This window comes from Halomonas sp. KG2, from assembly GCA_030440445.1.
Taxonomy (GTDB): Bacteria; Pseudomonadota; Gammaproteobacteria; order Pseudomonadales; family Halomonadaceae; genus Vreelandella.
Genome location: CP098528.1, coordinates 1368471 through 1394815 on the forward strand (window position 1 = coordinate 1368471; position 26345 = coordinate 1394815).

General features: G+C 56.0%; 39 protein-coding genes and 1 other RNA gene. 3 read left to right on the plus strand and 37 right to left on the minus strand.

From position 1 onward, the window contains the following. Nucleotides 1-49: 49 nt before the first annotated feature. From NDQ72_06250 to NDQ72_06430, 37 genes are all read right to left on the minus strand, one after another. On the minus strand, nt 50-985 hold the full coding sequence (locus NDQ72_06250) for a hypothetical protein (GenBank protein WKD29541.1): 936 nt from the start codon (nt 983-985) through the stop codon (nt 50-52). Nucleotides 986-996: 11 nt separating this feature from the next. After that, on the minus strand, nt 997-1398 hold the full coding sequence (locus tag NDQ72_06255) for a hypothetical protein (GenBank protein WKD29542.1): 402 nt from the start codon (nt 1396-1398) through the stop codon (nt 997-999). Continuing rightward, nucleotides 1398-1679, minus strand: coding sequence for a hypothetical protein (locus tag NDQ72_06260; GenBank protein WKD29543.1), 282 nt, complete (start codon nt 1677-1679; stop codon nt 1398-1400). Before NDQ72_06260 ends, NDQ72_06255 begins: the two co-directional genes overlap by 1 nt. A gap of 9 nt (nt 1680-1688) precedes the next feature. Further along, nucleotides 1689-2099, minus strand: a complete 411-nt coding sequence (locus NDQ72_06265) for a DUF1320 domain-containing protein (protein ID WKD29544.1) — start codon at nt 2097-2099, stop codon at nt 1689-1691. 3 nt (nt 2100-2102) lie between these two features. After that, a complete protein-coding gene (locus NDQ72_06270; GenBank protein ID WKD29545.1) occupies nt 2103-2579 on the minus strand; it encodes an HI1506-related protein in 477 nt (158 codons plus the stop codon). A 62-nt stretch (nt 2580-2641) separates the two neighbouring features. Next, nucleotides 2642-3544 (minus strand): Mu-like prophage major head subunit gpT family protein, encoded by a 903-nt coding sequence (locus NDQ72_06275; protein WKD29546.1) that lies wholly within the window; start codon nt 3542-3544, stop codon nt 2642-2644. Nucleotides 3545-3558: 14 nt separating this feature from the next. Then, a complete protein-coding gene (locus NDQ72_06280) occupies nt 3559-3996 on the minus strand; it encodes a hypothetical protein (GenBank protein ID WKD29547.1) in 438 nt (145 codons plus the stop codon). 36 nt (nt 3997-4032) lie between these two features. After that, nucleotides 4033-5142 carry a phage protease gene (locus NDQ72_06285; protein ID WKD29548.1) on the minus strand — a complete coding sequence of 370 codons (1110 nt, stop codon included), beginning with the start codon at nt 5140-5142 and terminating at the stop codon, nt 4033-4035. A gap of 46 nt (nt 5143-5188) precedes the next feature. Next, nucleotides 5189-5734, minus strand: a complete 546-nt coding sequence (locus tag NDQ72_06290; GenBank protein ID WKD29549.1) for a hypothetical protein — start codon at nt 5732-5734, stop codon at nt 5189-5191. Continuing rightward, entirely contained in the window at nt 5731-6714 is a 984-nt protein-coding gene (locus NDQ72_06295; protein WKD29550.1) for a hypothetical protein, read from the minus strand. The genes NDQ72_06290 and NDQ72_06295 overlap by 4 nt, the downstream gene beginning before the upstream one ends. Before the next feature lie 174 nt (nt 6715-6888). Continuing rightward, complete coding sequence (locus NDQ72_06300) at nt 6889-7329, minus strand: phage virion morphogenesis protein (protein WKD29551.1); 441 nt, start codon at nt 7327-7329, stop codon at nt 6889-6891. Between the two features lie 132 nt (nt 7330-7461). Then, entirely contained in the window at nt 7462-8616 is a 1155-nt protein-coding gene (locus NDQ72_06305) for a phage minor head protein (protein WKD29552.1), read from the minus strand. After that, nucleotides 8606-10213, minus strand: coding sequence for a DUF935 domain-containing protein (locus tag NDQ72_06310; GenBank protein WKD29553.1), 1608 nt, complete (start codon nt 10211-10213; stop codon nt 8606-8608). Before NDQ72_06310 ends, NDQ72_06305 begins: the two co-directional genes overlap by 11 nt. Then, on the minus strand, nt 10207-11721 hold the full coding sequence (locus tag NDQ72_06315; protein WKD29554.1) for a hypothetical protein: 1515 nt from the start codon (nt 11719-11721) through the stop codon (nt 10207-10209). The genes NDQ72_06310 and NDQ72_06315 overlap by 7 nt, the downstream gene beginning before the upstream one ends. Nucleotides 11722-11818: 97 nt before the next feature. After that, nucleotides 11819-12367, minus strand: a complete 549-nt coding sequence (locus NDQ72_06320; protein ID WKD29555.1) for a DUF3486 family protein — start codon at nt 12365-12367, stop codon at nt 11819-11821. A gap of 2 nt (nt 12368-12369) precedes the next feature. Next, nucleotides 12370-12675, minus strand: a complete 306-nt coding sequence (locus NDQ72_06325) for an ArsR family transcriptional regulator (protein WKD29556.1) — start codon at nt 12673-12675, stop codon at nt 12370-12372. Further along, a complete protein-coding gene (locus NDQ72_06330; protein WKD29557.1) occupies nt 12675-13019 on the minus strand; it encodes a DUF2730 domain-containing protein in 345 nt (114 codons plus the stop codon). The genes NDQ72_06325 and NDQ72_06330 overlap by 1 nt, the downstream gene beginning before the upstream one ends. Nucleotides 13020-13029: 10 nt before the next feature. After that, a complete protein-coding gene (locus NDQ72_06335; GenBank protein ID WKD29558.1) occupies nt 13030-13230 on the minus strand; it encodes a hypothetical protein in 201 nt (66 codons plus the stop codon). Between the two features lie 12 nt (nt 13231-13242). Beyond that, nucleotides 13243-13599: a D-Ala-D-Ala carboxypeptidase family metallohydrolase gene (locus NDQ72_06340; protein ID WKD29559.1), complete on the minus strand. Its 357-nt coding sequence runs from the start codon at nt 13597-13599 to the stop codon at nt 13243-13245. 160 nt (nt 13600-13759) lie between these two features. Then, nucleotides 13760-14089, minus strand: a complete 330-nt coding sequence (locus NDQ72_06345) for a hypothetical protein (protein ID WKD29560.1) — start codon at nt 14087-14089, stop codon at nt 13760-13762. Nucleotides 14090-14119: 30 nt separating this feature from the next. After that, nucleotides 14120-14554, minus strand: coding sequence for a hypothetical protein (locus tag NDQ72_06350; protein WKD29561.1), 435 nt, complete (start codon nt 14552-14554; stop codon nt 14120-14122). Continuing rightward, nucleotides 14541-14963 carry a regulatory protein GemA gene (locus NDQ72_06355; protein WKD29562.1) on the minus strand — a complete coding sequence of 141 codons (423 nt, stop codon included), beginning with the start codon at nt 14961-14963 and terminating at the stop codon, nt 14541-14543. The genes NDQ72_06350 and NDQ72_06355 overlap by 14 nt, the downstream gene beginning before the upstream one ends. Then, complete coding sequence (locus tag NDQ72_06360; protein WKD29563.1) at nt 14960-15370, minus strand: hypothetical protein; 411 nt, start codon at nt 15368-15370, stop codon at nt 14960-14962. The genes NDQ72_06355 and NDQ72_06360 overlap by 4 nt, the downstream gene beginning before the upstream one ends. After that, on the minus strand, nt 15367-16065 hold the full coding sequence (locus NDQ72_06365) for a DUF2786 domain-containing protein (GenBank protein ID WKD29564.1): 699 nt from the start codon (nt 16063-16065) through the stop codon (nt 15367-15369). Before NDQ72_06365 ends, NDQ72_06360 begins: the two co-directional genes overlap by 4 nt. 8 nt (nt 16066-16073) lie before the next feature. After that, nucleotides 16074-16136, minus strand: an RNA gene (locus tag NDQ72_06370) — hammerhead ribozyme type II. Next, nucleotides 16135-16335, minus strand: a complete 201-nt coding sequence (locus NDQ72_06375) for a hypothetical protein (protein WKD29565.1) — start codon at nt 16333-16335, stop codon at nt 16135-16137. Before NDQ72_06375 ends, NDQ72_06370 begins: the two co-directional genes overlap by 2 nt. Continuing rightward, entirely contained in the window at nt 16332-16574 is a 243-nt protein-coding gene (locus NDQ72_06380) for a hypothetical protein (protein WKD29566.1), read from the minus strand. Before NDQ72_06380 ends, NDQ72_06375 begins: the two co-directional genes overlap by 4 nt. Continuing rightward, nucleotides 16571-16729 (minus strand): hypothetical protein, encoded by a 159-nt coding sequence (locus NDQ72_06385; GenBank protein ID WKD29567.1) that lies wholly within the window; start codon nt 16727-16729, stop codon nt 16571-16573. Before NDQ72_06385 ends, NDQ72_06380 begins: the two co-directional genes overlap by 4 nt. 2 nt (nt 16730-16731) lie before the next feature. Continuing rightward, nucleotides 16732-17364, minus strand: a complete 633-nt coding sequence (locus tag NDQ72_06390) for a DUF3164 family protein (protein WKD29568.1) — start codon at nt 17362-17364, stop codon at nt 16732-16734. Then, nucleotides 17361-17765: a hypothetical protein gene (locus NDQ72_06395; GenBank protein ID WKD29569.1), complete on the minus strand. Its 405-nt coding sequence runs from the start codon at nt 17763-17765 to the stop codon at nt 17361-17363. The genes NDQ72_06390 and NDQ72_06395 overlap by 4 nt, the downstream gene beginning before the upstream one ends. Further along, on the minus strand, nt 17762-18400 hold the full coding sequence (locus NDQ72_06400) for a hypothetical protein (GenBank protein WKD29570.1): 639 nt from the start codon (nt 18398-18400) through the stop codon (nt 17762-17764). The genes NDQ72_06395 and NDQ72_06400 overlap by 4 nt, the downstream gene beginning before the upstream one ends. Then, a complete protein-coding gene (locus NDQ72_06405; protein WKD29571.1) occupies nt 18397-18777 on the minus strand; it encodes a hypothetical protein in 381 nt (126 codons plus the stop codon). Before NDQ72_06405 ends, NDQ72_06400 begins: the two co-directional genes overlap by 4 nt. Continuing rightward, a complete protein-coding gene (locus NDQ72_06410) occupies nt 18774-19346 on the minus strand; it encodes a hypothetical protein (protein ID WKD29572.1) in 573 nt (190 codons plus the stop codon). Before NDQ72_06410 ends, NDQ72_06405 begins: the two co-directional genes overlap by 4 nt. Nucleotides 19347-19393: 47 nt before the next feature. After that, nucleotides 19394-20113, minus strand: coding sequence for an ATP-binding protein (locus NDQ72_06415; protein WKD29573.1), 720 nt, complete (start codon nt 20111-20113; stop codon nt 19394-19396). 39 nt (nt 20114-20152) lie between these two features. After that, a complete protein-coding gene (locus NDQ72_06420; protein ID WKD29574.1) occupies nt 20153-22210 on the minus strand; it encodes a Mu transposase C-terminal domain-containing protein in 2058 nt (685 codons plus the stop codon). After that, nucleotides 22207-22644, minus strand: coding sequence for a hypothetical protein (locus NDQ72_06425; protein WKD29575.1), 438 nt, complete (start codon nt 22642-22644; stop codon nt 22207-22209). Before NDQ72_06425 ends, NDQ72_06420 begins: the two co-directional genes overlap by 4 nt. A 2-nt stretch (nt 22645-22646) precedes the next feature. Then, nucleotides 22647-22985, minus strand: a complete 339-nt coding sequence (locus NDQ72_06430) for a helix-turn-helix domain-containing protein (protein ID WKD29576.1) — start codon at nt 22983-22985, stop codon at nt 22647-22649. Between the two features lie 152 nt (nt 22986-23137). On the opposite strand from NDQ72_06430, the gene NDQ72_06435 reads away from it, so the two are divergent. The 3 genes from NDQ72_06435 to NDQ72_06445 all read left to right on the plus strand — a co-directional run bounded on the left by NDQ72_06435 (nt 23138) and on the right by NDQ72_06445 (nt 26284). Beyond that, nucleotides 23138-23842: an XRE family transcriptional regulator gene (locus tag NDQ72_06435; GenBank protein ID WKD29577.1), complete on the plus strand. Its 705-nt coding sequence runs from the start codon at nt 23138-23140 to the stop codon at nt 23840-23842. Between the two features lie 753 nt (nt 23843-24595). Beyond that, nucleotides 24596-25360, plus strand: coding sequence for an SDR family oxidoreductase (locus NDQ72_06440; protein WKD29578.1), 765 nt, complete (start codon nt 24596-24598; stop codon nt 25358-25360). A 192-nt stretch (nt 25361-25552) separates the two neighbouring features. Then, a complete protein-coding gene (locus NDQ72_06445) occupies nt 25553-26284 on the plus strand; it encodes an AraC family transcriptional regulator (protein WKD29579.1) in 732 nt (243 codons plus the stop codon). Nucleotides 26285-26345 lie beyond the last annotated feature (61 nt).

Consider the following 26345-nt stretch of genomic DNA (forward strand, 5'->3'; position numbering starts at 1 on the left):
GCGCTGTTTAACCGCCGCTTGTGCAGCGGTTAATCTTTCCTAAAAGAATTTATTTGACGACGATGGTGACTTCGTCGTTGCCTTCGACCGGCTGGGGCATGTAGTTAATGCCAAGCATCTGCTTGCCTTTTACATCGGCATAGGTAGGTGCATCGATGCCGATAGAGGGCATGTTGAATTCAATAATGCTGCCCGCTGTCTTACCGTGAGTAAGCGTAAGCGCGCCGGTTTCAGCGTTTTGGTGAACTTCGAAATAGTCCTTAACGCCGACGCCTGGGTCTTCAATTTGCAGCGTGCCGGATGGGGCGCGACCGGTGATCTCAATATCCGCGCCACCAACGATCTCGGACATGTGTTCAACGTTGCCGCTCATGTTTAAGCCGAACTGGCTGAATGGGACACTCGCACCCATCAAGCTCATGTTCTCGGTATTGGTGCTGTTGACCACCAGGGCTTTCTTCCACTGGGTCAATGTGACGTTGGGCAGTTCCTCTGCTGTCACAGGACTAATGAGGCCGTATAGCGTGAAACGAATAACCGGGATGCTGTTGCCGTTGAGGGTGAACTCAGGGGTGCCGTGAGCACCGCGCCCTTTGTGCAGGTTGCCGTCCATGTGGGCGAAGAACACGCAGCTGTCTTCATTTTCCGACACTGGGCTATACGTGACGCTTTCGCCTTCAACGATCACTTCGCTCCAGCCGCAGGCGCGCAGCATTTTGCCCCACGGCGGCGGCGTGCCTACCGTACCGCTGGTGTTCAACTCCACCTCTACCTGCACTTGCACGTGCTTTTCGCCGGGTGCTTGGGGGGAGTTGCCGTAGTAGGGGCGTACATAGGTACGGTCGATGTTGTTACCCGCCAACGGCGTCGTGCTAATTTCACGCGCTAGAACAGCATCGCTGGCTGCTTCTGGCGTAGTGGTGCCATCGTTGTATTCAGTTTCCAGGGCGACGATGAGCGCCCGGCGGTTCGTCTTCATGCTCACGGTTCGTTCTCCTACCACCGGTATTCAGTGGTAAATACGTCGACCCAGAAAAGGGCGTGACTTTTTAAACTGAGGATTTGGCCGCGTTGCCATTTGATGGCGCTGTCGCAGTCGTCGGGTATCCAGTTAATCAAGCTGTTCAACATCGGCTCGCGCAGCTCAGCTAACTCATCGTCGGTATTGCCCAGCGGCTGGTTGCGCCGTTGAATGCCGGTGATGAGCAGCACCTCTGGTTTAATCAGGTGGTCGGCTCCGCTGCTCATGTCATGGTGTGTGACGGTTTCACGCCCTAATACCAGCATTCGGCTAGGGTTCTTCTTGGCGTTTTGGGCAGCATCCACATCAGCGGCTAGTTGCACGTTGGGGCCGTCCAATGCGTTTAGCCGTTCAAGCCAGGGCGTGAGCGAGAGCATTACTTGGCCTCTTTCTCTTTGTCTTTGCTGGGCAGCTTGTCAGCGGCGACATCAGCATCTGATAGCGGCTCATCGGGTAGGCGCTCCATCACAATGGCCGGGTCGCGTGCTAGTGCTTTGTAGGCGCTGCCTTTGTCATCCAGCACCAAGCGCTTCCATTCGTTGCCGAAGATGACGCCGCACACCTGGCGCTTTACGCCTGGCGTTTTGGTTTTTACCCGCACCGTCACATTGGCACGCGGCACCGGCGGGGCTTTTTTGGTGGTCTGTTTGGCACTCATGGCCATCTCCTAAAATCCGCCGCCGTTAAACACCTGGCGGCCTGAGTTCATTTGCACGCTACCTGCGCTGCTACTGGCGGCACCGCTTGATATACCCAAGCGCACTTCACCCCGCGAAACGCTTTTCAGGAACTTCACCGCGTCGTCGTAGCGCTTCTGTACTTGGTCGGTGGCGTGTTCGTCGTAAAGCCGGTAGCGGGCGATATCACACGCATTGGCAATCACGATGCGCGGTACAGGCGATAGCGGCACGGGGTAGCCTGCCGCACTCACATAGCCGTCGATCTCGCCGCTGGCGTCGTCGCAAGCGCGTTCCACAACAGCGGCATCGATAGCGGTGCCGCTTTCATCGCAGGCGATTTCGAGTAGCTCGTTTTCGCCGAAGCGCTCGATGAGATCCGCTTGCGTGCAGTAGGGCATGGGTTAGGCCTCTGGCTCGCTGGTCGCTTCTTCCAGCGGGAAGGTGCAGTCTTCCACTTCCAGGGCTGGGTCATCGCGCAGTTGCTTGAGCTGCTCTTCAGTGAGCAGTTCCAGCGCAATGCCCACACCTTCACGGTTGAAGCGGAAGCCCGCACGGCGGCGGCTTTTGATGCGCCGCTTGGTGCGAACGAAAACGCCTGGCATTTCCTCCATCGTCGGCAGCGCCTTGCCGGTGCCATCGCCTGTGATGGTTTCGCCCTTGATCTCGGTGGGCTGGGTCGCTTCGTTTTCCGCCGTTTCTTCGCTCGCTGGCGCTTCCTGCTCAGCGTTGGGCGCTACGGCATCGTTGAGCGTGGGAGTTTCCGACACAGTCTCAGGCGTTGACGTTTCCGGTACCGGTTCGGCTTTCGGCTCGGGCGCTTCCGCTTTCGTCGGGACTGTCTGTTTAGCCTTCGGCGCGGTGGTTTTACGTGTTGCCATGGTGGTGCTCTCCGTTGCGCAGTGCCCGCTAGGGCACTGCGGTAGGCCGGTTTAACGTCGCTTTAAGCGCCTTTTAACCAATGGTTCTTGATCAACGTTGAGGTACCTTCCCATTCGTTGGTGGCACCAGCTGCATTCATGGAGTTTTTCAGGACACGTAAGGCAGCACCCTCCAGATTGCTGGGCACCATCGTGTGCGTGTGGAGCAATCCTAATGGTTTGCCATAGTCGCCTTTGAGGTCTTGAAGTCGGGTGCGCGCTAATTCGTAGTTCTCAGCGTTGAACGGCTGTTTTGAACGAACAGCTAATTGCCATAGACCCGCACCGGCATTCACGCGGGCATCCACCCCCATCATGAATTCATCGGTTAAGAACACCTGGGAGTCATTTAAATTAGTGATAGCGCGGAAGCTGTAATCTTTGCGCTTTTGGAAAATCATCGGCTTGATAGCGCGGCTCAGATCCATCACATACCAGGCGGGGCCATCGCCGCCCATGTCGTTGGAGACCGACACCTCATTGCCTTTTTCATCCAGCACGGGGTGATCGGTATCAAACAGCGACTGACCGTCGTAGCAGACAGGGTTCTGTTCCAATACCTGAACAGCGAGTTCGTTAGGATGCTGGCGGCTCTGGCTACCAAACTCTTTGTAAATTGGGTTATATAGCCCGTAGGTGTCGTCTTCGACTTTGTCGCGGGGCACGCCTGCGGTGAGTTCAAACTTGCGGTTCTTGATCGAGAAGTCCGCGCCGTCCAGGCCGTGAATAACACGGTCGCCCAACCACTCACGCATGCGTGGCAGCTCTTTGAGCCACGGGTAGACCTCAACAGCGGTAGTGCTGTTAACGACAGTACAGAACAGCTCATGCAGGCTGCCGATGTCGCCTACTGAGTCCCACCCTTGCTGGAACGTGGTGTTGTACCCACGAAAGAGCACCTGTAGGTTTGCGTTCGTTAAATCCATTTGAGCGTCCTCAATTACGCGCTAGCGGCCACGCCGTTAGTCGGGTCGATGTTGACCCACACGCCAGCATCGTCGACGTCGTCGACAATGCCAGCGGGGGAGCGGGTAGCGGTGCCGTCGGTTTTAGCAACGGTCTGGTTATCGACGATGTAACAGACCTTGCCGATATCGGCGGCGGTGACCTCATCGGCACCGGCAGAGTTATCCAGGCGGAAGTTGCCGCGCTTCACTTCCACGATCTGGTCGCCGTCAGCGCCTGCAGTGTTGTCCTGGTAGTGCTCAAAAACTCCGGCAGCGGTTAGGCCGGTGGCGGTAGTGCCTGGCTCGGTAAAGCCATCGCCATTGATGACGGCGATAGTGCCCGCAAAGCATTCGGCAGCGGCGGCGACGAACAGCCCCCGAGACCAGCCAAGGCGGTGCGGTGTGTTGCGGTTTTGGGTTGCAGCGGTCACGTGCGTGTCCTCTTGCGTGTTAAGGGTGGTCAGCCGTTACGCTGGGTTGGCGGCGCGGTACTGCTCGGGCGTTAAGTCCATGCTTTTGCATACCGCCAGCTCGGTTTCGGTTAGCTTGCCGTCGCCTTTGGTCTCGCTGCCTTCCGGCGGCTTGCCTTGGGTCTGGGTAGCTTTCAGCGCGGCGATGCTAGGTGCGCCATCGAGATGCGCCTTGCAGGCAGCGATGCCTTGCGCGCGCAGCCAGTCGGCGGTGGCTTGGCCTGGGATGCGGCCATCGTCCAAGCCTCCCTTGATCAGTGCGTCCAGCTCAGCGGTGTTGCTGTTCGCTTTTAGCGCGGCCAGTTGCTGAGTGGTTTCTTGATACACTTCAACAGGCACGTACTGGCTCATGTCGGGGGCGGCGGTAGTGCTGGCGGCTTTCAAGGCAGCAACGGCTTCAGCAGGCTGCGCGTCGTCTTTGGCACCCAGTGCCTGGCGCAGCGCCTTAGCATCAGCGTCGCCTGCTTTTAGCGCGGCGATCGCGGTGTCGATTTGCTCATCGGTTGCTTCAGCGGCCAAGCCGAGGGTTTTAATCAGTTGCTCACGTTTCACGGTGTCGATCTCCTGGTCGTCATCATTGACGTCATGGGTAATCGCCATCCGAGCAGCGGCAAGCTGTGCCGCGCCCTCATCAATGGCTGGGGTGTTGGTTAACGCCAGGTGCAGTAGGTCTAACGGCACACCGTTGGCGTCATACGGGAATACGGGGGAGAGGTAGCGATAGGCTGGCGGCTCGCCATTGGGGCCTTCGGCAATTTGGGCACGGGCGGCGGCTGTCCAGGCGACAGCGCCGTACAAACCATCGTCGCGCCATTCAAGCGAGCGTGGGTCGACCCAGCCAGCCGCTGGCGCGGGCTGGCCGTTCTTTTCGGCGTATAGGGTTTGGTGTTCGTAGTCGATGGCGATGTCGGTACTGCGCGCAGCCGCGAGGCTGATAATCGCCTGACCGTGTTCGGCAGAGAGGTTCCAGGGGCCTGAGCCTATTGCAGCCCCACGCGGTACGTGGAAGGTGCCAGCAGGCATCAGTCGCGTCTTGTCGTCAGTGAGCTGCACTCTGAGAGCGCAGGCAGCGACGCGGGGCTTGGGGTGAAGGCTGTGTGTAGTCATGCCCCCATAATCGGGGGCTTAGGGCGGGGCGTGGATTTAAAGCGCTTTAGGAGTTTTTGGGGGAGTGATCAGAATTGTTTTGACCCTTCTTCAAGGCCTCTTTTCTTTCTTTTTCTCTCTCATTTTCAACATGGTTCTTGAGCATCGTCTCATGCCGCTTTTTAAGCTCAGCAGGTAAGCGAAAGGAAAGGACTATGCCAATGGTCGCAAAGAAGAGTAGAGCATATTGAGCGCCTTTTTGTGTGTCTGAGCACCACGTGCCAGACACACTAGCTGCAAAAACGGCTACTAACGTTAGGAGATAAACATAAAAGGTAATTTGATGACGAAAAAGCTCATCGCTAATGGATTGAAGGTAATAAGTTTTCTCCCTCCAATTGCGACCCCGGAGCGACTTGTCGTTTGCTACTACTGCCATTACTGCCAACAAAAAGCCTGATAGCATTGAAAAAACACTAACAATGATAATTGATGCCCTGTCACTTTCAGCGTACCAAGGCTGCAAGAAGTAAGCCGAGACACCTGCTAATAGAAGCAGGGTCAGCAACTTAACTACTTTCTTGTAGCTGATTGGACGTTGGTTAGGGTTCAAGTTTCCCAAGCCTTGAGCTGTATTAGCTCTGTTCGATATTCATCAAGGTGACGCCACATTTCAAAGTGATCCAGATCATTCCTAGCTTTTTTGCGATAGGTGGTGATAGTGCTGGATAATATGACGTCGCCTGATTTGATCTCGCTTCCACCACGAGTTTTAATTACCAGTTCAGAATCGTCAGGCACTTCATCTATCATGCTATCGGCGACGGCATCAAGTGACTCGAGCACGATAGATTCCGCTCTGGAGCCACCTTTAGGCGAAATAATTGTATGAACGTTGAAGTTACCCCAGTTTTCAGCAAGGGTCTCACGATCCTCTTCAGAAATTTCGTCTTGCAGTAGTGTCTGCACGCTCCTTTTCCAGTCCCTGAGCTTCTGATTAATGCCATCATTTTTAGGGTCCATCTGTCTTGTTGCGGCATACATGGTACCTAAAATCTTGAGCTCTTTTACGCCTTCCTTTTCTAGCGTCCTCCTTTTGTCTTGGTTTGAAACAGGTTCAAAATCAAATGCTTGCTCTGATGGTGAGAAGCCCGCCTTATCGAATAAAGACCTAAAGTAGCGTGAAACGGTCTTGTACCCTCGCATTGTCCCATCGGTGCAAACCAATACCTGATCACCTTCAATCAAGACAAAGGCCTCTGCTAGCTTGAAAGCACGGTTCTCGGGTGGGTCTGTAGTAACATCAGTATCATCTTTTGCGCGCGAGTTGGCTCCAAAGGTGCCTATTGCTTCCCCTGTAGCGCCTGCAGCTAGCGCAAGTTTTAATGACTGATCATCATTCTGCCAATCACTATGACGCGTGCGAACGCCCATATCCCCATGAGCTGGCAACGCCACTTTGGTGTCAGCGACTTCTGGAAGTTTAATAAGAGCATTCCTGACAAGCTCTTCAAAGGACTTCTCAGGATGCTGACCACTGTTATAAACAGCTCGGACATAATGTACTTTTTTATTTGCGGCACGACGTGACATGAACCCTTCCTGGATTTTTATAGCGTGTACCTGCATCTTAGCTATGACATGCGAGTTCTTCATCCCAATTCTCGAAAATCTAACGCGGGTCTAACCCTTCTTGCGGCGGAAAGTCGGGGCAACGTAGCGGGTCACGCCGCAGTGGGGCTTACAGGGCCGCGTTGGCGGTTGGGCTTAGAGGCTTAGGTGGTCGGCGAGGATGGCCAGCACTTCGTCTTCGTCGTCATCATTCAGGCCGATATACTCCCGACCTGGGATGTCACCCCACAAGTGGGGGAACTCAGCCTTGGTACCGCCCCAGTTCATCATAGCGGCGTAGATCATCAGGCTGCCCCATTCGACGCCATTGCTGCTGGCGCTGTAGCTGAACTGTTTTGCGAGCTGTTTGCTTTCACCCTCAAGCACACGCCCGTGTCCTTTGCGCTTTTCAGTAACGGAAGAGTTAGCGGCCCACGGCGTGCCGTCGGGGGCTTCCTTATCGCGGAAGCGCTGCTGGGTGCGGTTGATCATCTCTTCACCAATCGACTTCATTGGCGCGGTGAGGTCTTCGCCTTTTTGCAGCAGCTCGGTTATAGCGCGCTCGACTTCATCGGTGCTGGCATTGATGGTGCCCATGAATCTCTCCTATACTGTGAGTGCCTGTCCTCGGTATGGCTACCGACCCCTTCGCTTATCGAACGAGCGTTGATGAGGGCTAGCATGGGTGCCTCCCATGCGGCAGGCTACACCCCGCTTTACTTTCTTTTCTTATCTCAAGCGTTCTGCATCCGGCGGCGGTTGATCTGTACGGCTTTTAAACAGCGTCAGGAAGTAGTTCTTCTTACCGTCTTCAGTGCGCTTGAGCGCGGCGCGATAGGTGACGCCTTCAATGATCAGGTAGATCAAGCGGCCTGGCTCATTGGGTATTCGGTACACCTCGCCATCGTCCAGCAGCTGCTGCACGCGGCGATAGTCGTTGATACCGATCTCAGGGTGGCGCTCACGGTGTGCTGTCAGGCTCTGCTGAGACAGCAGCACCACTGGACTATCTGTCCCTAACACCTGGCGTTCTACTGGCGGCACTACAGCAACCGGATATTCCCCACGCACTTCGCCATTCCAAAAGCGGTTGAATAGCGGCGCTTCGACTAACTGGGCGACGTGTTGCCGGGCGATGTTCGCCTCGACGCTATCCAGCCGGTTAAGCCTGGCAGCGATCGCACGCTCTGTTGAGGTTTGACCTGGTGCGTAATCCCAGCCAGGCTGCAGGCCATTTGGCACTGTCATGACTTCACCGGTGGTGTTATCCACGTGTTCATAGGTGCCGTCATTCGGTGCTGTGTCCGGTGCATCTTTACCCAGGCGCTTTAAGCCACGCTCGTTTAGCGTCTCTACACCGCAGTTACACCCAAAGCCGTTGGGTGGGTAGTGCGCCTGCCACCAGGGGTCATCAGCCCTCAACACCAGATTGTTCCAGCGCTGGTGCTGCTGACGTGGGTTCTCGACGGTGTTGTGTACGTAACGCCAGTAGGGGCGCAGGCGTACCACATCCGGGTCGGTCATCTGCGCCCAGCGGCCAGCGGCGTAGCTGGTATCGAGATTCGTCTTGTAGATAAGACGGGTACGCCAGGCGCGCCCGGCTTTGCTGTCTTCGCCTGTCCAGCCCGTCCAGCCGCGCTTTGCCACGATCTCTTCAAACTGCTTGCGGAACTCGCCCAGGCTTTGGCCGTTGCTGATCGCATCGTCCACCGCGCCGCGAAGATCCGCCAGCAGATCCGCCTTGGTGGCACCGGCGACAACGAACGCGGCGTCGTTTTGGTCGCGGGTGATTTGCCCGGAGCGGGTCGTGGGCAGGTTCAGCTTGTTACGGAAGAACTCGGTTTGCTCTGCGAACGGGCGGTTGAACTGGGCGCTAATCGGCATTACCGGTTTCCTCATCGACCGTGGCTCTGCCTGCTAATGTGGCCGCTTCAAACGCGGTGGCCATCACGTTGGCCAACTCGCTTTCATCCAAATCATCAAAGGCGGCGGCAATCAGCTCTTGCAGCTGCTCTAGGCTTTCGGCTTGCTCGGCGAGCTGCTGCACCTGATTAACCCAAGCGTCGATAATTGGCTGCGCCTGGTCGTCGAGCTGGTCGAGGGTGGCATCGCGGTAGTAGCTGGGCTGGCCTGGCTGGGTAGGCGCTTGGCGTAGCGCTGCCAGCAGTGGTTTAGATGCTGGCAGGCGTAGGGCCCCAAACGGGTTTGGCGCTGCCTTTGGCATTAGTACGTCTTCGCCTTTGGCGGCCTTCGGGATGCCGCTTTTTTCATGGAACCACCACATGGGCACTTTCACGCCCATGTCCACAATGGTGGGTAGGCTCTTGGAGAGGCGCTCCAGGTCTTCGGTTTCGCCACAGTCTAGGTAGAACCGTGGCGCACGCTGGGGCTTGTCGATGCCGAAGTTTAGCGCGGCCATGGGCCAGAGGATGCTCTTACCGATACTGCCTGCGTATTGCCGGGCATCCGAACGAATCAAACTGGCTTGCCCGCGTTCATGCACATTGCCCAGCGCGTTGGTGTTAGTGCCTTCGCCGGTGCCGCTTGTCAGGGTGCCGCCCAAGATGGCTTTCGCTTTGGCGCGTTCGCACCAGTCCATCATCACCTTATAGATATCTGAAGATGACCCTTTACCCGCCGCTTCCATAAACTCCACCGACATCCCTTCCGGTATGATGCCAGCGGCGTTCTGGCCAAGCGTGACCACAGCGCGTAAGAGCGTGGCTTTCTCACGCTCGGTGGCGTTCTTCGGGTACTTACCGATGCGGGCGGGCAGGCCGTAGATTTCTAGCAATTGCGCTAGGTCGCCTAACGCATAATTTTGAAATAAATATGGCCAAGCGAGCATCCTGTGTAGCCCCATACGGGCGACGTAGCCACTCTTGGCCCGGTGGCGGTGTTGCACCCAACCTAGCGGCCATAGCTCGTCACCTGTCGCGCTGTTGTCACGCAGGGTGATGCAGTTCTGATCGTCTGGGTGCAGCCTGAACCAGCTATGCGGACGCAGTGTGGGCTGCTCTATATAGCGCAGTGCGCCATCGCGTTGCCAGCTTAATTCGAGATTGGCCCAGCCGTGGCCGATGCCGGTACCCAAGTCCAGAATAAGATCCTCAACCTCAATGCCCGAGAACACTTCGGCAGCATGCTCGGCAGCTTTCTTCTCGCGGGCATCCGCACCTTCTGGCGGCACGATCTGCCATTCAAGCTCGGCGGCAAGCTGGCGGCGTTTGCCTAAGTCCGCGCCGATCTGGGCGTCTTTCTCTTCCATGTCGTCAAAGAGTTCAGACTGCGCTTTGAGGTCGCCTTGCTCAGCAGCCTCAAGAATCTGGTAGAGGCGCGCAGGCGTCAGCCCCTTGGTGGGGTGGTCGGCAAACTCCCGCTTGAGCTGGCCGATGCGGGCATCGTTGGTCTGTTGCTCTTTCAGCGCAGGGCTATTCGTTTTGATCAAATTACGCCGATACTTCTTTGCTGGGCTTACCATGCGCCGCCTCCTATGCCGAATCCGGCGTGTTCAATGTCGTCGTTATCGCTGTCGTTGTCCTGGCGGGTGCCAGGCAGGGGCGCGGGGGTGAATTCTATGGGGGCTACATCCATTAGGCTGGCGTAGTACGCCATGGCTAGCGCGATGGCGGCATCGCCGTGGCGGTCTTTGCTGTCACCGGTTTTGGCATCGGGTAGCTTCGGCACGCCCTTAATCACTTGCAGGGCGCGCAGGTCATCGACCACGTTGCTGTCGCGGGGAATGAGGATTAGCTCATCTTCAAACGCGGCTTTGAAGGGCGGCATATTGTTCAGGTACCAGCTCTGGGAAAGCATCACGACCTCGACAATGCTGCCGTAGCGCTCGGCGGCTTGCTCTGCCAGGTACTGGCCGTTACCGCGACCGTCCAGCGCGCCACCTTGTAGGCGCGGCAGGCGGTCAACGATGAAGAACAGCACTTGCTCTTGCTGCTTGAACGGCACATTGCGCAGCTCGACCATGAACGGTACCTGGCGCACCAACTGCTGAGTGATGGCCATGGGGGCTATCACAGTTAAGTCACCGCTACGCCCAAAGTCTTCACCAAAGCAGTGGGTTGAGCGTGGGTCGAGTTTTTCCAGCAATGGCAGCAGGTGTTCGTTGCACCAGTCGGCTATCTCTAGGGCGCGGTAGTGTTCCGGTACCGCGTTAAATTCGGCGCTGCCTTCAAAGCGGATCACCGGCGCATCGACCATGCGCGCTTCGATCATGGCGCGGGAAAGGTAGGCACCGCCGCCTGCCTTGGGCACGCAGTAGTACTCTTCTAGCGCGTCTTCCCGCGTGGCGGTGTCTTTGAGCAGGTTGGCTTTCCATTCCTCCTCTGCCTCTGGCGTCCAGATCTTGCCGCGCACTTGGCAAATACGCTTATAGAGACCTTGCTCGCAGGCATCATCAAGCGTGATGCGGTGGACGCTGTAGCGCTTCTTCTTTGCTCGGCTGTCTTGGATTAGCTCATTGAAAACGTTCTCGACGCCGTTGTGGGTGCTGATCAGACGCACCTTTGCGCCCCACATGGTGAGGGCTAGCGCAGCCTTAAGCACTTCAGCGAGCTGATCGTGGAAGGCGGCTTCGTCGATGGTGACGTTACCTTGCCTGCCACGCATGTTGCTGGGGCGCGAGCTAAGCGCCTGGATCTTGAAGCCACTGGCGAAGTGGATATTGAAGGTGAGGATGTCTTTATCCTCATCCTGGTACAGCTCCTCCTGGATATGCGAAGCGGCGCGGTTAAACGCTTTGGCCCACATGGCGCAGGCATCGATAAACTCGATGGCCATGTCTTTGTTGCTTCCCACGTAGAAGTGGTTGGTGCCTCCGGCGGCTTTGGCGCTACTGGCCGACAGCACTGCATCCGCCGCTTCGCCCCAGGTCAAACCGGTACGGCGACTTTTCTCGGCAATCTTGAGGTCCGATTCGTCTTCGATCCAAGCCTTCTGGTAAGGCAGCAGTACGGATTCAGGGAGGGCGCTCATTTGTTCAATAACCCTCGAATGAATACTCCGATGACAATGGCCCAGCAATACGTAGCGAATGCATTAAAGATGGCTAGGGCAATGACGAGTTCATCCATTAAGCAATCCCCAGTATGTCGCGCTTGATAGAATCAATGGCTTCACGACTCATGCCTTGGGTGGCCATGCTGCTTTCCGCCTTCTCGGCCGCTTCTTTCGCCACTTCCACGCGCAGCTCTTTTGCCCACTTCTTCTGGCTAAGCGAGACACGGCCAATATCGGCCAGGGCTTTGGTCACGCTGCTAAGGTGCTTGGCTGCCACGTCAGGTTCATGCTCGGCTTTACGCATCGCGATGGAGATACGCAGCAGCTGGTCTTGCACGATCCGTGCAGTGGCGTCGATCAAGTGGCCGCTTTCGTCTTCGCCTTCACTCGCCATGGCGCGGGCTAGCTCGGTGGTTTTACGCACATCGCCCATGGCCTCTTCGAACTCTTCCTGCAAGTCCTGGCCATAGCGGTGCACGGAGCTTTTCGAAACGTTATAACCGCGCTCGCTTAGCCAGCCAGCTAACGCTTCGTAGCCCTGAAAGCCACTGCTAACAAGCTTTTCGTTTAGCTCTTCGCGCACCTCTTGGGGTAGGTCAAAGACCTTATTGCGTGGCGGCATAATTAAATCCCTGGGCGTGGCTTGGCGACACCCGGAACATTGGCAAGGCCATTGGCACAGTCAGAACCGCGTGAGGTGAGTGTCACGATCCAACCAGCGCGTGGCTGTTGAGCAATTACCAACCCTTGTTCTTCTAACCAAGCAATATCGCCATGCAGCTTGTCGCGGCTGATGTGGTGGGCGTATGCACCTTGAAGCTCATCATTGAGGCTGTACTCGTTCGTGGTGAACTGCGCACGGCGTAACAGGATGCGCAGAATACCGAGGCGACGGCCTTCGGTTTCAAAGTCGTTAAAGTTTTGGTTCATTAGTGACCCCCGCGAGGCTGGTTCATCAGATAGTCATTGATGCGATTAACCTGTACTGACGTTGCCCGCTGGTTGGCGCTAATTTCAGCCAGTAACACGTTGGTTTGAGACATTTGCTCTTGCAACTTGGACAGGTCTTCGTGACTCGGCAGACGCTCCATTTTGTGCTCCAGGTTCACCACTTTCTTCTCGACGCCATCAATGCGTTCTTGGGTGCCTTTAATAGCGGTTTGGCTGGCACGGTGCTTGTTCAGCCAATAGATGTAGATCGCCATCGCTCCCATAAACAGCGCCTGCGAAATATCGAATAGCAGCTTGGCGGCTGCCCAGTTGATGACATCCACTGCATTCCCCTTATGGCAGGTTCTGCTTGATAGCGCGTGCAATACCTGCACCTGTGGCAGTGCCTGCCGCCAGTAGTGCAAACACTCCCTGGGGAAGTGCGACTTCCCATAGCGGTAGAACCGCTTCCAGGGTGCCGAACACGGTGGCAACAAGGCTCAGCCGTACTGACCACATGCGGTGCCAATTACGGGCATCGTCAATCAATCTCATGGCGCTTACTCCTTAAAAGCGGGCAGGGCCGCTTGTGCGGGTGTCTACGTGGGTGAAGGTGTTGTAGCGGCCAACACTGGCGGTGGGGTGGTGTGCCTCGACGTAGTCGGCAACCACGGCAGGTGAAATACCCTGCACGCGAATATCTGCCGCACGGCCAAACACATGCTGGCTATTCGGCGCACCGCCAACTCGGCGGTTATGGTTAGCACAGCGACAGCCGCTATTGATAACAACAGGGGCGTCGAAGTGGGTGCGGATGTCCTCCAGCAGCATCAGGGTTTCAAGGTCGACGGTGTCGAAGCCGCAGCCACATTTGCAGGCAAATTCACGGCGGCTGAAATGAGTAGAAAGGTCGTCACGGGGCATGGCGAGAGAGCCTCATTGCGGGTGAGCGTAAGCACAGAGCAGTGAGGTTCAGGCTAGAGGGGATTGGCTATGCGGCGGGAATCAAGCGGTTTAGGAGTTTTGAAAGGCCAGAAAGAAAACAACCCGCCGTGGCGGGTTTGTTGGACGGAGCGTTTGCCAACTAGGCATCAGAGCAGTGGCGGCTCCATAGGCTATCGAAAGTATTCCAAGAATTCTCCAAATACACACGATCAGACTTAGGCTGGCTGACGAAGCGCTGAAAGCCGACATATCCGCCATAGGCATTTTTTCCATTTACTTCGCCGCATACCGTCACTACTTCAAGCTCGAGCACACTCGTTTTTTTTATTTCGTTTATGTTGCGAAACTCTGCAGAGCTAGGGTCGCGAAGCTCGTTTGAAACGTCCGCTTTTGCCTTCTTAATATCCCCTGATTCGCATCCTGCCAGCAGCGTAGCGGTTAGTACTACCATCCCTGCCAATGCTTTCATGTTTGTTCCCCTAACTTAGTTGAGGCTAGCTTAGCCGTTTGCGCTGTCGCCGAAAAGATCTGACTGCATCCGGGCGCGTGCCAGCTTTCGCTGCTCGCCGAGGATGCTATAGATCTGCGCTTCGGTCAGGTCGTAGTCTTCGACTAACTGAGGGATGTTATCGCCGGTGTGGCGCTCCCATATTTCACGGTCTCGTAGGGCGCGGTCAAGCTGTCGTCCCTGGGGCACGTAAAGGCTACGGCCACCGGCGAACGAGCTAATCGCACGCACTGCGGCAAAGGCGCGGCTGCGGGCTACTTTCGGCTCATCACCGGCGCGAATGTGAGCGTTCTCAACCACGGTTAGCATGTCTGATAAACCCTGTGGCCACTTCTTTAGGATCTCGGGGTCGAGGTAGTCCAGGGCATCGGTGGGGATGCCGAAGCCTAGATCTAGGTTGTCTACCTTATGCTTATGCGAGGTCATCGGGGTACCGTCCTTGCCGTTTGGCGTCGATGATCAGCCCTGTCATCAGGCGGTGTAGCTGGTCATCGTCCAGCCAGTCCACCCGTTCAACGCTGAACATGCGTTTCGCCATGCTGTCGGCGTAAGCCCATGGGCGCTGTGCGTGGGTGAGCATCGCTTCGATCTTGCTCATCACGTTCTGGCGTGAGCGCGGCGGGCGGGGTGCTTTACGACCTGCCTTTTTGGCGGGCTTGGGCTGAAAACCTAACCGCCGGAACTCGTGCATCACACCGCCCACGGTGCGGTTGGTGAGTTCTTTGGCACTGCTCACGCCCGCCGTGCGGGCGAGAATGGCGCGGTAATCCTCATCGCTTAGGCCAAGTTGCGCCTTGGCGATATGGATCTGTGCCAGCTTGCCTTTGCTGATCATGACGCTACCTCGCTACTCACCAGTTCCATGTCTGGGAAGTTCTTTTTCAGGTGGCTGATCAGCGTGCGCGGGCTGTTCCACGTTGGGCCGTATGCCACTGTTATAAGCTCCACCATCTTGTCGGCCTGTTTCTTGCCAAATACTCGTTTGAGCTTCGGATAATCTTTCAGCTTGTAGAGGCGACTTGTGTGAGGACGGAAGAAACGCGCTTCGGGGTGCTTAGGTGCGCCGTTCTCACCCGTTGAAAACCATTCTCCTTTGATATAGCCGTTCACGTAGGTCTCAATGACCAGCCGTTCACCCTTGCCAAGTCGCTTCTGAAAGTCCACTTCATAGCCGTCAGCGTTGATCGTGGCACGGCCAAAGACGCCCGAGAGTTGTTCTTCTAGTTGCTTCCATTTATTCATGACACCACCTCACCGATCTGGGCGTGGCGGCTGCCGTTCACGCCCTGGTGGAAGCTAACTTTTTTGCCATCTTGGTAGCCCTGGTGAATGGCACCATAGTCATGGCTGCGCATGCCCTTGGTGTTATCGCGGGTCTTCATGGTTTCCAGGTCATTCCAACGCTTGGCTTTGTAGGCTTCCACGATGGCGTTTTCGGCCTCGGTGAGCTGATGGCGTGTTACCTGCTTAGCCACTGCGTTGATCCAGGCCTGTGCGTATAAGTCGCCACGGCGCACCTTGGTGTTCCGCTTTAGTCGCTTATTGAGTGTGGCCAAGAAGGCCGTGCGGTCGCGCTTTAGCTGTCGGCCCAGCACTTCAAAGGCGTAGCCCGCGACTTCGGCAGCGCCATTTAAGCCATAGAACTCAACGTTAAGCGCCCATCGCTCACCGTCGTAAACCTGTTGGTAAACCGTCTCAGCGCCGAAGGCACTGGCGACCATAGCGCCCAGCATTGTGATGTATGCTGGGGGCGTTTTTACCGCACCTGCTTTAGCGGTGTGGCTGCTCACATCGCTCATGGCCACGTCGTCAGTGGTGACCCCGTGAATGGCCATCAGCTTCTGCGCCTGGCGCAATGCGGCGGCGGCTTCATTGGCATTGCTCGACTTGGCAAGCCGTAGGCACTTTTTGATTTTGTCTAACGCTTTGCTGTCCATTTCTCTCCCCTTGGCTGCTCATCAGTGCAGGGCCACCACGCCCAGCAGACGCCCCGAAGGGCGTTTCGCTTAGTGAATGGTTTTTGGAGTGGCTTGATCTAGCCGCTCCAGTTCTTTACGTATGGCTTCCATTGCAACAATTGCGAGGTGGTGAAACAGTTTTGCTTGGTCAGTGCTGCCCTCATCGGAGTTAAGACTGGTGGTGCAAACCGTGGGGATGCCGTTTTCATCAAGGCCCAGCCTTATCACGCTTTTGACTTCCATATTCATGCAGCACCTCGGTTAGCGCGGTGGGTGATGTGGCAGCGGTACTGGATGCCTGCCGCTGTGTCAGAGTCACGCAGGTAGTCGTTCACTACGTTGACCTTTGGGCCGTACACCTTGCGCGCTACGTTTAGGGCTGCGGCACGGTGGGTGGTACCCGTGGCACGCTGGCCGCGCAACGTGCCGACAAAGCCACCGATCGCGGGGCTAACGCTGATGGAAGACGCATTCAGTACGGTGCTCATTGGGTCACCTCATCGACCATGTTCTCGCTAGCCCAACGCCAAGCGCTGTGCTTCCAGCCGCGCGGCGGCGGGTTCTGCTTTAGCCACTGCTTGGCTTGCGCGGCACTGATGCCACGCTCTTGGAGTTGGTAGAAATAGGCGCACTTGCTGGGCATGGTTAAACTCCCGCGATATCTAGGCTGATTGGCTTGTATTGGTCGGTGCTGCCAATACGCTCATAGATGCGGATGTACGATTTCGAGCCCGTGACCTGAACCGCATCGCTGATAGCGTCCATGGCCTTCAGCCAGCGCTTGTCCTGGATGTTCAGGCGGCGAAGGCCTAGCACTTGGCCGGTGCGGATGTTGCCCGCTGTATCGACGCGGAAGGCGTCTTGAACGATAGTGGCCACCTCTGGGCGAGCGTCGGTTGTCCAGTCGCGCAGGCAGTCTTCAATCAGGCCTTTGGCAGCCTGTAAGCGCTCATCAAAGGTGATGGTTTCGGAGATGGCGCGCTGCACCTTGTACTTGCCGCAGAAGCTGACTAGCTGCACGTTGCCTTTCTTACCGCCGATCTGAACGTCGTACTCCTGGGCGGAGGTCTCAACCAGCGCGGCAATCTCGCTAAATACATCGCTCTTAAAGTCACGGAGCTGGTCGCGAAGCTCACAGGCGCGGTCAACAATCGAGAGCACTAGCTCATCGCGCAGCTTGTCGATCTCTTTGATCTGCTCTTCGGGAATTAGGCGGCCCTTAGCATCCATGCGGAAGCCTTCGGGGACTTGCTGGGTGTTGATAGCTGGGGTGTTCATATTCCGGCTCCTTTACGGGCGAAGTTGGCGCTGCGGTTACGGGCGTTATGGCGGTGATGGCGTAGCGGTTCTATAAACGCACCGTTGCGCTGACGAATGGCTTTGTTGTTGCCTAGTGCCAACAGAAATTCTTCCCAAACTGCATAGACCCCCGGTAGCTCACACGGCTCTTCAACGGTTGGTTCGCTGGTGGTCGGTGCTAAGCCGGTATCCCAGGCATGCCATAGGCGCAGTACGACGTTGTTTTGGGCAGGCAACAGCGGCAGCGGTGCAAACGCCAGGTGCTCGTAGCGGTCAGGCGCGGCGAGGTACTGCTGCAAAGTGATGCCGTGGCCTTTCAGGTAAAGCGCGACGTAGCGGTCGGCGTAGTACTCCAAGTAAGCGTCGGTGTAGGTGTTCATGATTGATCCCCTTGGCTGTCGACCGCTTTCAGCAGCTCCGATAGGCGCTTAGGCGCGTTGGCTTTCTCTGCGGTTTTATTGTGTTGTTGTTTTTTGCCGTTGCTGGCCACATGCGCCTGGCGGGCGGCCATGCGTTTATGTTCAGCAAGCACGTCATCGGTAGAACGCTCGCGCAGTGGGGCGGCGGCGGTACGGTTTGCGGGCTGTTTGGCACCACTACGTGCCTGCTCTTCGCGCTGCTTTTCCACTTCACCTGCGTGGCGATCAGCGCAGTTGGCCACCACTTCATATAAGTAGCCGTGGCCGCTTAGCGGTAGGTTGCTGGGTGGGCGTTCCAGCAGTTGATCAAGCGCCATGACCCACACCTTTAAAGGCGCTTCCCGCGTGATGCCTTTGCGTTCAATTACGCCGCTGGTGATGGTTTCTTTCAGCTCGGTAAGCAGGCGGGCACTTTTGGCGCTGGCCAAGGCACGGCTAGCAGGCCGGAACATGCCGAGGTAGCGCACGATGCGGCTGCTCAGTAGCGAGGGCATTTCCAACGCTGCCGCTAGCGCCTGGTTGTGTTCGCCCTGGGTGACGAAGGCGGTCATATCGCCGCTCATACCGCATTCGGGGCAGGTGGCTTTAAGGGTCATTGGTCGTCTCCCTGGCGATCTGGGTTATGCGGGCAGGTTTGGCAGTGTCGCCATAACCGCATGGCGGGCGGGTTATGAGTGGGCGCTGGGCGATCACGGTAGTCGCGGCATTGATCAACACTGATGGTGCGTTGCTGTGCTGGGCACTGAAGACCGTCTAGCGCTGCCAGCACCTTCTTTTCGATGCTATCGGTAGAGGGGCTGGGGTAGCGGTTCGCCAGTGCCAAAGAGACCGCTGATCTGGAGACGCCGATGCGTTCACCGGCCATCTTGCGATTTGTGGCGCGTACCTCTGTAGCGAGCAGAGTGATCCAGCGCGGCGGCTCTGCTCCCCAGTTGGATATATCCACGGCGCGAGTGCGGCGAATGGCGCTCATGGTTCACCCCCTTCGGTCTTGGTCACTCGCGAGTAGACGACTTCGCCTGTGTTAGGGTCGAAGAGTTGCTGTGTGCGCCGAATTTGCGGGGCAATAGGGCCAGTCCAACGGCTGACGTTGAACCGGTAGCGCGCATTGACGGCTCCTGTGCCTGCTGTAGCGGGTCTGGTGATCGTCACGTAGTTGGCGTAGGTGAGAAAGCGAAGGTACTCAATGGCTGTCTCATGACTGACAGATACGTCAGGGGTGCTGGCTGCATCAGCCAGTTCCGCTGCGGTGCATTCACCAATGATTTTGAGAGTCCGCCACATCTGTTCCCGACCAAGGGGAGGGGGGCGCGTACCGTCACGCCGCACACGAGGGGCCTCGACACCGATGTCGTTAATCAGGGTGTAATATCGAGACCCTCCTTTCGGGAAATGTGTGCATTCGATAAAGCCAGCCTTCCTGAGGCCTTTAAAGTAGTCGCGGACGCGATTCTGCGAGGCTTCAACAGCAATATGCTCCCAGATGTCTGTGATACAGAAAGAGCGATCTTGAGTATGGAAGCTGCGGATTGCCTCCCACATCGCTTGTCGGTCACCCTTCAAACCTTGTGCAGTGAGTTTTGCCATCCTTAACCCCTCCGTGCCGGCGGCTGGCCGGTGTGGATCTCGCGCTCGCCCCATTCCCGCAGGCCGACCATCGTCCAGCCTTGTACGCTGGCTTCTGAGTGGATCTGGTAGAGGTTGACGGCAACTCGCCGCAGGCAGCCTTTCACGCGATCATTCACGGCTTCCAACAGGTCGTCGTCGATCTCTATATCGGGATAGCTTTTATCAGCTAGGGCGCGGACGTCATCTAGGCTGGCGGCTTGGGCGGGTACCCATTCCAATACGCGGTTATGCAAACGTTCTAGCCGTGCCATGCTGGCAGGCACGCGCTCTTCACCGATTAAAATCAAGGTGCCTTGGCTGGCGTTATAGATGTCGGTTAATACGTTGGCGGCGGCTTTGTCGATCACGTACTGGACGTCATCAATAATCAATGGTCGGCCCGAGCGGCTGAGTTGCTCGGCGATCTGGTCGACCATCTCGCTCAGGGTTTTCATGGGGATGATGCCCATCTCACGCAGAATGGCGACCACGAACGCTTTCTTAGTCCAGCTTTCGCGGCACTCGACGTAATAAGCACGGTGCATATTGGCGGCATAGGCCGCTGCTAGGCTTTTGCCGTAGCCGCTGGGGCCGTACATGACCACTAGGCCAGGCAGTTCTGGCGGGCGGTTCGCAGCACTTTCGACAGCTGCCGCCAGTAGCCCGACGTTCGTGAGTGGTACAATGGTGTTGACGCTCATATCAGTTCCTTAATTGCTGCGGGTGTCATGGGCCGTGGTCTAGACGGCCCGTCGGGTGCGGGTGGGTTGCCGCCCACCTGCATCCATTTCTGCATCCATCACCTTGGCGATGGCTTTTAAATCACTGTGATTCTTGTATCGTTCGTGCCAGTCGCGAGCGGCTTCCGGCACTTCCTCTCCTTGCAGTAACTGTCCATCCAGCTTTTTCCAAAGCCGGTAGCGCTCCATCTTGTTGTGGGGTATTTGAAAGCGTGTGCCTTGATCCGCCAGTTGTTGGGCGTAGGCGCGGCCTGCGGCTGCCTGCTTTTCGTCTGAATAACTGGCGGCAGGTGTAATTGCCCGGATCTCAACATCACTACCGGTGACCACCCTGGCTTTCTGCACTAGGCGGTTGAGCTGGCCTTTTTCGCGTTTTTCGGCAGCGCGCTGAATCATCGTGGCAGGCATGGCGGGGGTGGCGTTGCCATCCAAAAGGGCGTCGCCGATGTGTTCGCCTTCTAAGGTGAAGATGCCAACGCTGCCGGTGTCGCGGTAATCCCAGGCGACGCGGATCTCTTCACTGTGGAAATCGCGCAGGGCATCCAGGAAGTAGACGCCGCCATTAATGCGCACTTCGCCACGGTTGGTTTTGCGCACTTCTTGGGGGCGCATCAGCGAGGCGACGACATCAGAAGGTGCGGTCAGCGCGTTAAAACCTTCGGCCTCGGCACTCTTCCAAGCTTCCATCGGGCTTTGGTGGCGTAACTTGCCGCTGTCTAAATCGCGAACTTTGGGCAGCCCTTTATGAGAGCGGTGGTTATAAACATCTAACGCATCGTTTAAGCGATCGAAGAACTCCTGAAAGGTGGGTATTAGCGCGGGCTTTAACCCCTGCTTAATATCGCGTCGGCTTAACTTGTGCGCTTTAGTGGAAGCTTCTTTATCCATGTCAGCGCCGATATAGCTGTCCATGGTTTTAGCCAACCGCACTAGGATGGTTTTGTGTGGGCGTTCAATCACACCGCGTGCCTGTGAGTTATAAGGCAGCGAGTGGGTAATGGTGCCGCCTAAACGGTCGACCACTTCATAAACAATGGCGTTGTCAAAGCCGCTGCCGTTATCGACGTAAAACAGGTTGAACATGCCCACGCGGCTGACGGCATCGCGCAGTGCGTCCAGCGTTGCCACGGTGGATTCGGCAAGGTTTAGGGCAAAGCCAACGATCCGGCGGGTTGCCCAGTCGATGATCAGCGTGATCTCTGGCCGGAAGGCTTGGCCGGTGAGCGGGTTGATCACTTCGGCATCAAAGGTGTGGCCATCCGCTACCCACACATCGTTGGGCCATAGGTCATCTGTTTTACGGCGTTTAAAGGGCTGTAGCGCTTTCAGCTCATGGGCACCCATGCGGCCACGCTCACGCGCTTCCGGCGACAGCTTCGCCAGCCAGCGGCGCACCTGGTGTATAGAGGGGTGCGGCGGCGTCGTCTGTTCGACCAGCAATTGGTAAGCAGCTTCAACGCTAGGCTTCTGGGGCTTCTGGTAGCGCTTGAGAAAATCACCGGCCCAGGCGGGCATGCCCATATCCGCTTGGCGGCGTTTGGGTGCCAAGCCGCGTTCGCCATGCTTTTTAAAATCGCTGATCCAGCGCTTTAAGGTGCGCTCGCTGAGGGTGCGGGTTTCGGTTTTACGGTCGTTGGCCAACACCACGCGTTCTTTCAGGTACAGCTTTAGATCGTCCCCTTTGGCGTGGGCGACTAACGTTTCGATAGCACGCTGTTGGCTGACCATCTTGCTCATGCGCTCAATCTCACGGACGAACGCGACCCGCGCACCCATTACCTGGCGCTGGGCATCGGTGAGTTGCTGCTGGCCTAGGCGCTGTTCTTCTTGCTGCGACGCTACGGTGCTGGCAGGCGTGGGCGCGGCGTTATCGGTCTGGGCCAACAGCAAGGCGTTCTGGGTTTCGGTGGGTAGAACCGAGAAAGCGTATTCAATCGCTTTACTGCCCAGGCGTTGCTGGCCTTCCCAGCCATGGCGCTTGGCATATTCACGCACATTACGTTCTGTGCCGGGGAGCCCTGGTAGCCCGGCCAGTTCTTTGGCGGAGTACCAGTTCATTTATCTTCTCCCATCAGCTTTTTAAGTCGACGTAGATCCGCATTGACGCGTTCTTGAACACGCGAGAGCTTTCCGTATTCGGCTGCCAAAGCCTCACGCCCATACGCCACTCGGCCACCCCTCAAATGCACTAGCCAGTCGGTAAAGGCGTGGCTTTGGCACACTTCTTCTAAAAGCGGAATACGGTAGAAAGGGATGTTGTGATCGCTACGTGCTGGTGAACTCCAGGCGTCGAGCATGTGCTTTGAAACGTCGTCACCGGATAGGCGGCTCATCTGTGCGGCCACTTCATAGCGGTCAACGGGGCAGTCCTTCAGCACAGTGCCGACTAGCTCGCTGACCTGGGCGGCATAGTTCCCGCTACCCGGCATGGGAACAACTGGCACCGGCACTTCGAAGATGTCTAGCGTTAAGTCATCTTTGACGCGCTTCATGGCTATGCTCCCTGCGCCATTTGACGATGCGCTCTAACGTTAGAAACGCTATCCTTTACACGCATTGTGTTATTTCGCTTCTCAGCGCGGTTAGGCCGTTCTCGGCACGGGGTGCCGTCATGGTTCCACCGCTCTGGCCAAATAGCTTGGGGTTTGAAGCCAAGCTTTTTGGCGATAGCGCGTTCCATGCGAGGGTAAGGCGTGTACTTCACAAGCTGTACCGCGTTACCGGTGACGCCTAGCTCATCGCTTAACTTGCGCAAGCTAGAACCCTGGCTGCGGAGTTGGTATTTCAGCCACTCCCAGCGCTGGATTGGATTGATAGGAATTTCGTTGTTCATGGCGTCACCTCGGTGGCGTTTTTTGGACTGTCTAACCTGTCTTTCCCCATAAACATAGCGCGAATAAAAACGCACATCAAGAGGAAATAATCGCATCCGATTGGTTTTTCCTCGCGATTGCGCGAATATTTATTCTTATCTAAGGAAATTCAATGAGTTACGACGAATCGGATGCTAGAGATGAAAAAAATCAAGAGCATCCTATTCCCGCTCAAGGAATCGGATGCTTTAAAGAAAGGCTTAAAACAGCAATGGCTGCACATAGTCTGCGAGGATTTTCAAAGATGTGTGGGCTTTCTGAGGCAACGCTGCGTAGTTATCTGTCAGGTGCCACTTATCCAACCTTAGACCGGTTAATGCAAATTGCTGAAGCTTCCCAAGTTGATCCTCAGTGGCTCGCATTTGGCGTAATACAAGATGAGAAGGCTCCCGCACCAGGAATGGAGGATTACGCCTTTGTGCCGCTGTACGACGCGCAGTGCAGCGCTGGGCCTGGTGCCTGGAATGAGAACTGCCGGGTACTGACACACATTTGTTTTACGCGTTACTCACTGCGCAAGCAGGGGCTAACGCCTGAGCACCTGTCAGCTGTTCGCAATGATGGCGATAGCATGTACCCCGATATATCCAATGGCGATACGGTGCTGATCGATCACACCCGCACGACTATCGAGGGCGAGGGTATCTACATCATCCGGTTGGAGGATCACCTCTATGCTAAGCGCCTGCAGCGTAACCTTGATGGGGTAAGTGTCATCAGCACAAACAAGGAATACCGCGAAGTAGTGGTACCGCGTGACCGGCTGCATGAGCTTGAGATCATCGGGCGGGCTGTTTGGTCTGCTGGGTGGTTGTGAGTTTCGCTAACCTGTCTTCATCCATAACAAGTGAGGTATAAAAAACACGAAATTTTGCGCTCAATGAGTTCCGATTCACGCAAAAGTTGGATTTGTTTAAAGCTTTATATTTCTTCTTTAAATCAAGCTCTTGCGTTTTTTGGACAACTTTCAAGTTGGGTTCGTTTTCGGATGTTGAAGTTGAGCCCCAATTCGAACCTCAAATCGAGCTTGAAGCCCCGCTGCCAGCGCCTTCAGAACACTTTCTAAGCCCAGCTAGGCAGTGCCAAAAGATGCGCAAAAAAACGCCGCTTCTGTTAGGAAACGGCGTTTTCTTATTTGTGGGGTATTTGGCACAAATGGCGTCTAATTTGCTGGCGCTGTATAATCGCTCTATGTTCGTAACTGTTTGAATTTAAGCCGCTAAATCTCGCCGCTGCATCCCAGGTTATCCCTATTTGTTGTTTATAGTCCCACATTAGGCCGCTGTGCCATATCTCCTGCTAACCCACAGTTAGTCCTGTTTTTGCCCATGAAAGGTGACAAAGTTGCTCATAAATATAAATAAAACAATGATTTATGGTTTTTGTGTTTGTTTTTATACGCAATTTTCAAAGGCTGACGATAATGTTTACGCGTATGCGCACTAATAAACTGTTATAGCGTAATTGAAGTACAGCAAGATTCGGGTCGGCAGTAGTCGTTCGGTCTCCTAATATGGCATCTGTTCGGGCATATGCCCTTTTATAGTAAGCAGATCCTAGAGGAATAACGATGACTATGCTTGCCAATAAAGTCGCTATTGTGACCGGTGCCAGCACCGGAATTGGTTACGCAGCCGCGAAGCTTTTTGCGAAAGAAGGAGCTGCCGTCGTGGTGGCCGCAAGGCGACAAAAGGAGCTTGATGACCTTGCGGACGCAATCAACGCGGAAGGCGGGCAGGTACTGGCACTAGCGGGCGACGTTGGCGAGGAAGCTTTTGCCAAAGCGTTGGTAGATAAGGCGGTAAGTCATTTTGGCGGATTGGATATCGCTTTTAACAATGCAGCTATCCTGGGGGCTATGGGTCCTGTCCCGGAGATGTCGCATACGGACTGGAATCAGGTTATTGCGACCAACTTAACCAGCGCATTTTTGGGCGCCAAGTATCAACTGCCCGCCATGGCTGCCCGAAAAGGAGGTTCATTAATTTTCACCTCTACCTTCGTTGGTTACACCGCAGGTATGCCTGGTATGGCTGCCTACGCAGCCAGCAAGGCGGGCCTTATTGGGTTGACTCAAGTGTTGGCGTCAGAGCATGGGCCTCAGAATATCCGGGTCAATGCCCTTCTGCCCGGTGGTACTGATACACCAGCGGGACGTGAATTTGCCAATACGCCGGAAGCATTGGCGTTTGTGCATAACCTGCATGCTCTCAAGCGTATGGCGACACCAGAGGAAATTGCTCAATCCGCATTGTACTTAGCATCTGATGCCTCCAGTTTCACAACAGGTTCTGCGATGCTGGTAGATGGCGGTGTATCCATAAATCGTGTCTGAGAGGCTGCGCCATATCAGGCTATGACCGAATCATTTGGTTGATCGGGCAATTGATTAGCTTAGGCTTGAAGAGATAGCCGCCCACATGCATTTGAGTTCGTATCACTTTCAAGAACTGTTTTTGTTGGTGGGTAGGTGCTATGCCGAAGCGCTTTTTAAAGATCTGGGGGGCCACCATTGCTGAGTAAGGTCATGAAACACCCTAATATGGGCCTGCACATACGTACCTACGATGATGAAGTGACGCGTCATGCCCACGACTATCATCAGTTGGTACTCCCTTTGGCCGGTACGCTGTTTCTCTCGGTCGATGCTAGGGAGGGGGAGGTGGTGCAGCAGCGTGCGGCCATCATTCCGTCAGGCAGCAGTCATGGGTTTGCGGCCACCGCAGACAATCGGTTTTTGGTGATCGATCTGCCTGATCGGCTGGCTCCCTCCCTGGATAGGCTGCCGCGTTTCGTGGAGCTGGATTCGGCATTACGCCACTACGTGCAGTTCCTGCATGCCCAGGCCCTGGGTGACGCTGGGGCGACTACTAGCCAGCACCCCATGCTGCTATTACTGCTACAGCTGCTGCAGGAGCGACATGGGAGTCGACGGCAACTGGACTGCAGGGTCCACGCAGCGCAACAGTTTCTGCATGACCACTTTCATCGGTCGGTTTCCATGGCCGAGGTGGCCAGCGTGGCCCATCTGAGCATTCGCCAGTTGAACGATCTTTTTCGCCATCAGGTAGGTGTGACGCCGCATCAATACCTCATAGAGCTGCGGATGAAAGAGGCATGGCGGTTGCTGGAACAGTCAGACCTCAGCGTTCAGCGGGTGGCAGATGCGGTGGGCTATGCGTCGTTATCGGCCTTCAGCGACCGCTTCAGGCGTCACTTTGGCAAACCGCCTAGCCACTTTCGCCGTCTCTCGACATAATGTCGCCAGAATGCGAAAGCACCTGCTAAATCCCTGCGTTACGCTCTTCTGACACTGCTAA